Origin of the sequence: Prosthecochloris sp., from assembly GCA_015482705.2 — a bacterium.
Classification (GTDB): Bacteria; Bacteroidota; Chlorobiia; order Chlorobiales; family Chlorobiaceae; genus Prosthecochloris.
Genome location: JADMLA020000021.1, coordinates 124,103 through 132,792, shown reverse-complemented (window position 1 = coordinate 132,792; position 8,690 = coordinate 124,103). Strand labels below are relative to the sequence as shown.

Here is an 8,690-nt window from a genome sequence, read left to right as displayed (position 1 = left end):
CCCATTTCAGATGCAAGATTTTCATCGCTCAAAAGAGCCGTCAGTCTTTTTATTAGAGTTTCCTGATCTCCGTGCCGGACTACAAAGCCGGTTTCTTTGTCGATTACGGCTTCTTTCAAGCCTCCGGTTGTGCTGACGATGACCGGCAGGCCGCACGCACTGGCTTCAGGTATCACTCTTGGGAGGCCTTCTTCCTGATAATGAGGGAGGTATACCGGTTCAGATGTCAGTGCGAAAACATCGGCCATCTGTAAAAGCTTTGGCAGTTCGTCATTACTGACTGGTTTTTGAATGACGACATGGTCTTCGAGGCCCAGTTCTTTGACCAGATACTGAATCTGTTGCTGTTCAGGGGCCTGTGGCTCGGCAACTATCATGTAAAGGACGTTAGGGATTGTTTTCCTTATCTCATGCAGTGCCATGATAACCAGCCGGAAACCTTTTACCGCCATCATTCTGCCCACGGTTATAATCAATGAACAGGAAGGGTCGATATTGAATTGTTTTCTGAGAGCCGATTTTTTCACTGTATCCATTTCAGGATGGAAACGTTCGGTATTGACATTACAGCCGAGTACGATGCTTTTGCATAAGATATTTGGGTACATCGATCTGGCAAGACGATCAAGCGACTGGCTCACTGGCATGAACAGGTCAATGGACTCGAAAATGGTATTGATTTTTCTCAATGTTTTTTCTTTCCTCGGAAAAACATGTTTTGTGATGTCTGTGCCATGCGAGGAGCAGAATATCTTAAAACCAAAAAAAGGTTTGAGCTTGTGAAGGATTTGTAGCTCATCCCAGGTTGCCGCGATAAGGGTGACGTTTTTATGGGTCAACAATAATTTCAAAAGGTGAGGTGCACGATACAGCCAGTGAAATTTTTGCCAGTCATGCCCCCTGATGTATCGTACGTTGTCGGTGGATGTGACTTTTAACCTTCTGTGTTTTCTGTTCCGGTGTGTAAGGACTGTGACTTGGTGGTTCGAGTGTATCAGTGTATCGAAGAGGTTTTTTGCCCAATGAGCGATACCGCCGTACATTTCCGGAGGGTACTCTGACGTTAACAAAATGAAGCGCATTTTTTACTTTTACATCGTTAATCGGATACTATTGGCTGTTTGTTCGGTTAGAACTTTGGTAAAGTTCATTGACAGTTTCCGAAGAATTCAAGCAGTGGAAGGCTTATATATGTGTTTTCATCGTTGTGAACGTCTCCCGCTTGTTCAATCCTTTCATTGTCATGGTACACTGATATTTACGTAAAAATGATTGTTGTTGAAAGCGCCGCGATTTAACGCCGCAACAGTTCATTGATGGCACTGATGACGGCTTCAGATGTAATATCCCTTACATATTCTGTGGGTGAGACCACTTGCAGGAAATCAATCAGGAACGGTTTGAAGCGTGTCCGATGCTGCAAAGCTTTAACGTAAAGACCTACCACCGGAGTTTTTTGACATGATGCTACATGTACAAGAGATGTGTCAGGAGTGACGAGCAAACGAAGCTTATCGATAATCATTCCGGTTTCGTAAAGGTTCAGCGTTGGGGGAGAGGCAAGAATTGCCGGACATGCACTTTCGAGTCTTCTTTTTGTCTCGAGATCGGCTGGGGCGCTGAGAACAACGAACTTTTGTTCTGTAAAGGTATCGATGACCGTTTTCCACTTATCCTCGGTCCAGTACCGGGTAGGCCATCCTGCACTTATGTTGATTCCTATAGTTCCGTCGAGACCGGATGTTTCAAGAAACTGTGTGATCTTTTCTGAAACCGGTTTTGGCGGTATATACGGACGGCATGATTCCGCAGAAACCGGTTTGCCGAGAATAGTCATTAAACCGCAGTTTTTCAGAGGGATGGGACTGTGGTAATCAACGGTTATGAGGTAGTCGTAAAAGCCTTTGTGAAAATCATTGTCTATGCCCGCTTTGCGATGTGCTCTGATAAGCAGGGAGTGGATGAGAAATGTGGTCGAGGGGTGATCTTTGGTGTTGAAGAGCATATCGAACTTTTGACTGAAAACCCCTTTGAAATATGAAATCAGGTTCCCTTTTGCATGATGGATTGCCGTGACGTTGGAGTCGGTGCTGAAAAATTCGGTGATTGTTTTATTGAATGTAACCAGATGTATTTCTGTATCGGGAAATTCGTTTTTAAGGTTTTTCAAAAGAGGGGTGAGCAATATAGCGTCACCGTACTTTTCCTGCGTAAGAATGGCAATGGTTTCGAGTGGTCCTGTGTACGGTTCAGATACAAGTGGACGTTTGACAATTTTCTGAAGGATTCTTGCGAGAACCTGGCGGAAAAGACGTTTCTTTTTCCATTTTTTTTTCTGGTTCATCGTTTCGAAGCCTCCAGTTTTGACCGCAGATGAGCTTCGAGGGTATCGGTCATATGCTGCATGGTAAAGTGTTGCGTTACCCTTTCTTTGCCTGCATTACCGAATGCGCTGAGCTTTTCGGGATTGTCGATGAGTGATCCGATTGCATTTGCCAGTGCGTTCGGATCGGCCGGGGGTACGATAAAGCCTGTATTGCCATCTTGCATGAGTTCTCTTGCACCGTTGACGTCGGTGGCGACAACCGGTTTCGCCATGGCCATCGATTCCATGACTACATTTGGCATTCCTTCAAAAAGTGATGCCAGGACGAAAAGATCGCATCCTTTCAGGTATGGAAAAATATCATCTGTAAAGCCTTCAAAAACGAAAGATTCATGCAAACCGGCGTTATCAACCTGCTTCTGGAGTATGGAGGCGAGCTTTCCTTCACCGGAAACAAGAAATACGAGATCGTTGCGCTTTTTCCGGAGAATTTGTGCGGCTTCGATCAGATAGTTGAACCCTTTTTGTTCCGAAAGCCGGCCGGCGCTGTAAATGATTTTCTTACCCGGAAAACGGGCCTGGAAGTCAACCTGTTCGACATGTGCCGGAATGACGATGCCGTTGTAGATGACCTTGACGAAATCTGCAGGAAACCAGCCATATCCGGCATACGTTTTCTGAATGGTATTGCTGTTGGTGATGATGCCGTCGGTGAGTTTGGTCAGTGTGATTTTGTGTTTCCATTTTCTGCTGCACAAAAGCATACCATGTCGGGCAAGAACCACCGGTGTTCCGGCGATTCTTGCGGCTAACCCAGCGACCCTGACGTCTTTGTTGAGGTTGCAGATGAGAATGTCCATCTGTTGTTCTTTGAGCCAGTGAGCGATCAGAAAGGTCTTAACGGGACTGATATCTGAATGGATTTCGACAACGTGTGTTTTCACCCCTTGCTTTTCGGCGTAATGGAGAATACGAGAGTCCTTTTTGCTTGCCAGAACCACATTATGGCCTTTTGTCGTCAGACCTTTGGCAGCATTGATCATCCACTTCTCACCGCCACCGAACTTTTTTTCTCCAATTGAATTAATGAAGAGGATGTTCATACCGGATGTTGCAGTTTTTGCAGTTCTTCACAAAATGCCAGGATTTCTCGCGACATGCGTTCCATCGAGAACATCTGTTTTACCGTGTTTGTGCCTCTGCCGGCAATTTGTTTGGTCAACGCCGGATTGGTATACAGTTCATCGAACAGTGTAGCCAGCTTTTCTTCATCACCATATTCCAAAAGAAATCCATTTTCACGTTCCTTTATGACGGACCGTATTCCGCCACCTGATGTTGTGGTTATGATCGCGTTGCCCAGTAATGCAGCTTCGAGCAAAGCGTTCGAAATGCCTTCGTTTCGGGAGGTCATCGCGAACACATGGCTCGTTGCCAGATATGGGTAGGGATTTTGCAAAAAACCTTTGAAAAGAATGTAACGGTCTACATTCAGCGATGTTGCAAGTTTTTGCAGCTCGTTTTTCAGCGAGCCGTCACCGATGATAATCAGACCGGCATCACGGATTTTTTTCTGGTTGACAAACCGTGCAAACCCTTTGATGAGCATATCGAAACCCTTTCTGGAACTTAGTTCGCCCATCGATGTAACGGTGAAGGTAAATGGTTGTTCGATATTGTGTTCCTTTGCACGGGCATTGATTGTATCTCCATCCAGACCGTTGTAGATCACTCGTACTTTTTCAGGATCACTGAACCCCGATTCAAGCAGTTTATTTTTGATTGGTTCTGCATTGACGATAACGCCATCTGCAAGTTTGTTGAAAATAAAGGATTGTATAGGGCTGTTTTTCAGGTCTCTGACTATACCGAGACGAAGAACATTGAGGCACCTACAGATGCGGCTAACAATTCCGGCTATAACATAGTCTTTGCGTTTGGACGGAATGAGTACATCGATATTTTTTTTTCGTACGAACGAGACCAGTTTTACAATGGTTTGAAGGTCGGCTTCATGACGGAACGGCAGATGTATTTTAGGTATGGAAAAACGTTCGCCGACCGCATTGTGACTGTACGCAAGAAATGTGTTGTTATCCTTGTTCAAGGCATCGGCAGACAGGTATACCCATTTTTCGTTTCCTCCCCATTTTCGGGCTGAGTTCAGAAAAAGAAAGTTCATAGGATTTGCTTGCATTGCGTCATGTTGCTGGTTTTTCTGAATACTGGATATATGGTTTTAGCCTGTTTTGAAAGAAAAGACTTTTTTGTTTTTTTGTTACAATTTGGTTAAAAGTGAAGTAAGGTAATACAGCGGAAAAAAAACAATATACAGGTTCTTATGGGTAGCGAGGCTTTGGTTGTGGATGAATCATTGTTTCTAGGAAAGGGTTCGAAGCGTATTTGTTACCGCCATCCCGAGGATGCAAGCAAATGTATCAAAATTGATCTGAACGAGAAACGAAAAATTACACCCAAGGAGTTGAAGTATTACCAGCGATACGCCCGAAAAGGGATTCGTTTTGATTTGATCGCACCATACTACGGTGAAGTGAATACGAACGAGGGAAAAGGTTACGTGTTCAGCCTTGCCAGTGATTATAATGGCGAAATTTCGAAAGACGTCAGGTTTTATTTGAAAACTTGTCGAAATGACGAGATTTTAGACGATGTTTTCAAGGGAATGTTGGAGCTGAAAAGATTTATGGTTTCTCATGGCATCATGACAACGCTTGTTGAACATCACAACATGATTTATCAGCGTATCACTCCACATAGCGGCAAGGTAATATTTATAGATGGTATCGGGAACAATCAGTTTTTTCCTTCGGCGAACTATGTTCATGTACATGCTAAAAGGGTTATACGAAGAAAATGGTTTAAGTTCGAGCAGCGACTGATGGGGTGGAATAGGGATAAACCTCATATTTATAAACGGTTTAAAGCTTTGAGTGAAGCTCGTACGTGACGCCTTGGACAACCATCTATTCTACTGATCCTGAGTATTTTTCCTCACAGAACCTGGACAGGTAATTTTCCAGTTCTTTTCTCATTTTTTTGCTTGAAAACTTGGCGGTGACACTTTTCTTTGCATTATGGGCCATACGTTGCAAAACTGTTTTATCGAGGTATAGTTTTTCTAAGGCCTCCGCAAGCATCGTCTCATCTCCATATTCTATCAAAAGGCCGTTTTTTCCGTCAACGATCACCTCTTCCGAGCCTCCTGCACAAGTGCTGATAGGAGCGGTTTCAAGGTACATTGCCTCCAGCAAGGCATTGGAAATGCCTTCATTGGTTGAGGTCATGGCAAAAACATCGCTTGCTGCAAGATAAGGGTAAGGATTGTGAAGAAAGCCGGTGAATGTGACTCTGTCTTTTATGTTAAGCGTTTCGGCAAGTGCCGTGAGCTCTTCTTTGTGTGGACCATCGCCTATGATCACAAGGCCGGCGGCTGCATCAGGAAAACGTTTTAAAAAAAGGCTAAAACTTCGTATTAAAAAATCAAACCCTTTTCGAGGTGTCAGCGTGCCGATCGCGGCGATGGTGAACGGATATTGTTTTTCAGTTGTCCGGAGGCTCTGTCGGTCGATTCTATCCGTATCCAGTCCATTATAGATAACCTTGATATTTGTTTGCTGCATGAACCTTGATTTCAAGAGAGACTGTTGTATTTTCTCCGCATTGACGATAATGCCGTCAGCCATTGTGCTGTAGATGAGTTTATGAACGATCGGTATTCTCAGCTCGCGGACGATACCGAGGCGGAGTATGTTGGTGATGCCGCAGATTCGGGCGGCAAGCCCTGCAAGGACGTAATCCTTGCGTTTGGTAGGGATAAGGATGTCTATTTTTTCCCTTTTTATAATCCCGACGAGTTTTACTAGCGAGTAAAGATCGATATGGCTGACGCACGGGAGACGATAGTTGTGAACGGTGATTGTATCTCCGACAACAGCTTTTCGGTAAACAAGCCTGACCTTGTGTGAAACGGAAAGGGACTCTGCAGCCATTCGTACCCATTTTTCAGTGCCACCCCAGGTTCTTGCTGAATTGATGAATACAATATTCATGATGATTCGGTGGAAAAAAGGCGTTGAGAAATTCCAATTGGTACGATTTTCATATTTTCACCCTGAATGATATCGGGAGTGAGATTTTGATCGTAAAACAAATAAGATGCAATGAATGATATATATCATTCCCTGAAAAAGAAAAACCTTGTTTTTTACTGGACCAGTCTTGTTTTGCTGGTTGTTCTTGTCCTGTACCCTTTGTTGGGGGGGATAATGATGTCCTTTGTGCTGCCTGTTACGGGAGCCGGGGCGGACTGGGCGGATTTTAACCGGCAGGACCTTGCAGGTATTCGAATGGTGCAGGTTATTGGCCAGGTGTTGCTGCTTTGTTTGCCCGTTTTGTTTCTGGTCGGGCTGCAAACCGGGGAGAAAAGGCTGTTTTCAAAAAAAAACCTCGAGTTTCTCGGTTATGGGCATCGGGTATCGATGTCAGCAGTTCTGCTTGCCGTTACAGGTGTCTTGCTGCTTCAGCCTTTCATTTACGTTTTGGTCGAGGGCACAGGGTATTTTCTTTCCTATCTGGGGGAATTCGGTGAGAGTATCCTTGACAATCAGGAGCGACTCCAGCGGTTTTTGATGTTTCTTGCCGGTGCGGATTCGTTCGGTGAATTCCTTGCGGTTGTTTTTGTCGTCGCCGTGATTCCGTCCTTGTGTGAGGAAATGTTCTTTAGAGGATACGTTCAGAAAAACTATATGGATTCACTTTCCCCGACAGGGGGCATTTTGCTGACGGGTTTCGTGTTCGGGTTGTTTCATATGAGCCCTGCCAATCTGCTTCCTTTGACGGTTATGGGCTGGTTCATCGGCTATGTATACTACAAAACACAAAGTCTTGTCGTACCCATTGCGGTTCATTTCTGCAACAATTTTTTATCGCTTGTCATATTGCAGCTACAACGAGAAAATCCCGATGTTACAGGTGAGTCGCTGATCATGTCTGAAACGATTGGATGGGTTATACTTTTCGTAGCGCTTTCCTTGCTGCTGTTTGCTCTTGTCATGAGGAGTTTCAGCCGGCGTTTTGTTGTGGTGCGTCGTTGAGGTTGGGTTTCTTCTGTTGATTGTAGGGGTTTTTTTGTAGTATTCATTGCCCGTTACAAAGGAGACAGGGGTGACTGTGAAGAAATACGAGTGACGAGCGATCGGAAGATACATGACATTGGCTTTTTGTAAACAGGCCGCCACTGTGAATGATCGATGCCGATAGTGGTCATGACGGTGAACTCCGAAAAAGGAGAACCGGAGGTCGAGAACGGGTTCTCATGAACGTGTGGCACGGGTTTCTCAGGGATGCCTTGGGGGATGAAGAGATGCGAAGGTAATCTCTGAATTTGTATCGTGAACGATTGCTTTTGCAAAAAAAGTTGATGGCTATGGCTGAAACAGGTAGTTCAAATTTGCTGAAAAGAGTCGCAGTCGCTTTGGTAGGGATTCCGGTGATTGTGTGGTTTACCTGGATGGGTGGAGCGTATTTCTTTTCTTTGATTCTTCTGGTGGCACTGCTTGCCATGTATGAATTTTACCGGCTTCTTTCTGCAAAAGCTTTTCCGCCGGCACTGCCTTGGTTTTTGTTTTTTTCGCTTGCCCTGCAATTGAATTTTTTTGTGCAGGTTGTTGAACCATGGTTGCTTTTTCTGGTCATCCTGATGGTATTTCTTGTGATGGAGCTGTTCAGAACGGCAGGGTCGCGAATAGTCAATATCGGTTCGTCAATGACGGCATTACTCTATGTGAACATTGCATTCGGATCGTTGATACTGATCAGAAATTTCGAATCGTCTGGTTTTTCCTATGTTCTCCTGCTGTTAATCTGTATCTGGTCCGCAGATATAATGGCATACTTCGGGGGAAGCCGTTTGGGAGGAAGGTTTTTCAAACGAAAATTTTTCGAACGGCTGAGTCCGCATAAAACATGGGAGGGTTTCTTTGCAGGGTGTGCAGGTAGTGTTTTAGGATCGGCTGTCGTTGCTTATTTTGATTCCGCTCTCCATACGGTTTTTGCGCTTGTTACCGGTCTTTTCATTGGCTTACTGAGCCCTCTTGGGGACCTGATCGAGTCGATGTTCAAACGTGATGCAGACGTCAAGGACTCTTCTTCGTTAATTCCCGGACATGGAGGGATTCTTGATCGTTTCGACACTATCATGTTTATTTCACCCCTGCTGTATCTCTATTTGTTTTTCGCGAGGTCCCTGAGTGGACTGTAAGGAATGTTTTTTATATTAAAAATTCTTTTTGTTTTGCTGCTGTCAGCAGCATCATCCGGCTTTGAATGGGAAAAACGTCAAGTA

The 8,690-nt window shown here is 44.6% G+C and carries 9 protein-coding genes; 4 read left to right on the top strand and 5 right to left on the bottom strand.

The genetic code is table 11. The features are described 5' to 3' along the window. The 4 genes from QZ209_RS04930 to QZ209_RS04915 form a co-directional block, all read right to left on the bottom strand. A partial coding sequence (locus QZ209_RS04930) for a glycosyltransferase family 4 protein (protein ID WP_294345194.1) occupies window positions 1–1,082 on the bottom strand: 1,082 nt, incomplete at its 3' end. A 212-nt stretch (window positions 1,083–1,294) separates the two neighbouring features. Continuing rightward, window positions 1,295–2,344, bottom strand: coding sequence for a glycosyltransferase family 9 protein (locus QZ209_RS04925; protein WP_294345192.1), 1,050 nt, complete (start codon window positions 2,342–2,344; stop codon window positions 1,295–1,297). Continuing rightward, a complete protein-coding gene (locus QZ209_RS04920) occupies window positions 2,341–3,429 on the bottom strand; it encodes a glycosyltransferase (protein WP_294345191.1) in 1,089 nt (362 codons plus the stop codon). Before QZ209_RS04920 ends, QZ209_RS04925 begins: the two co-directional genes overlap by 4 nt. Then, window positions 3,426–4,508, bottom strand: a complete 1,083-nt coding sequence (locus QZ209_RS04915) for a glycosyltransferase (RefSeq protein ID WP_294345189.1) — start codon at window positions 4,506–4,508, stop codon at window positions 3,426–3,428. Before QZ209_RS04915 ends, QZ209_RS04920 begins: the two co-directional genes overlap by 4 nt. Before the next feature lie 159 nt (window positions 4,509–4,667). On the opposite strand from QZ209_RS04915, the gene QZ209_RS04910 reads away from it, so the two are divergent. Next, window positions 4,668–5,294 carry a YrbL family protein gene (locus QZ209_RS04910; protein ID WP_294345188.1) on the top strand — a complete coding sequence of 209 codons (627 nt, stop codon included), beginning with the start codon at window positions 4,668–4,670 and terminating at the stop codon, window positions 5,292–5,294. 16 nt (window positions 5,295–5,310) lie between these two features. On the opposite strand, the gene QZ209_RS04905 is transcribed toward QZ209_RS04910, so the two are convergent. Then, window positions 5,311–6,396: a glycosyltransferase gene (locus tag QZ209_RS04905; protein ID WP_294345186.1), complete on the bottom strand. Its 1,086-nt coding sequence runs from the start codon at window positions 6,394–6,396 to the stop codon at window positions 5,311–5,313. A gap of 111 nt (window positions 6,397–6,507) precedes the next feature. Here QZ209_RS04905 and QZ209_RS04900 point away from each other — a divergent pair, with 111 nt between their 5' ends. The 3 genes from QZ209_RS04900 to QZ209_RS04890 all read left to right on the top strand — a co-directional run bounded on the left by QZ209_RS04900 (window position 6,508) and on the right by QZ209_RS04890 (window position 8,606). Beyond that, window positions 6,508–7,440 carry a CPBP family intramembrane glutamic endopeptidase gene (locus QZ209_RS04900; RefSeq protein WP_294345184.1) on the top strand — a complete coding sequence of 311 codons (933 nt, stop codon included), beginning with the start codon at window positions 6,508–6,510 and terminating at the stop codon, window positions 7,438–7,440. 149 nt (window positions 7,441–7,589) lie between these two features. Beyond that, on the top strand, window positions 7,590–7,721 hold the full coding sequence (locus tag QZ209_RS04895) for a hypothetical protein (RefSeq protein WP_294345182.1): 132 nt from the start codon (window positions 7,590–7,592) through the stop codon (window positions 7,719–7,721). A gap of 51 nt (window positions 7,722–7,772) precedes the next feature. Then, on the top strand, window positions 7,773–8,606 hold the full coding sequence (locus QZ209_RS04890) for a phosphatidate cytidylyltransferase (RefSeq protein WP_294345180.1): 834 nt from the start codon (window positions 7,773–7,775) through the stop codon (window positions 8,604–8,606). The last annotated feature ends 84 nt before the right edge of the window (window positions 8,607–8,690 follow it).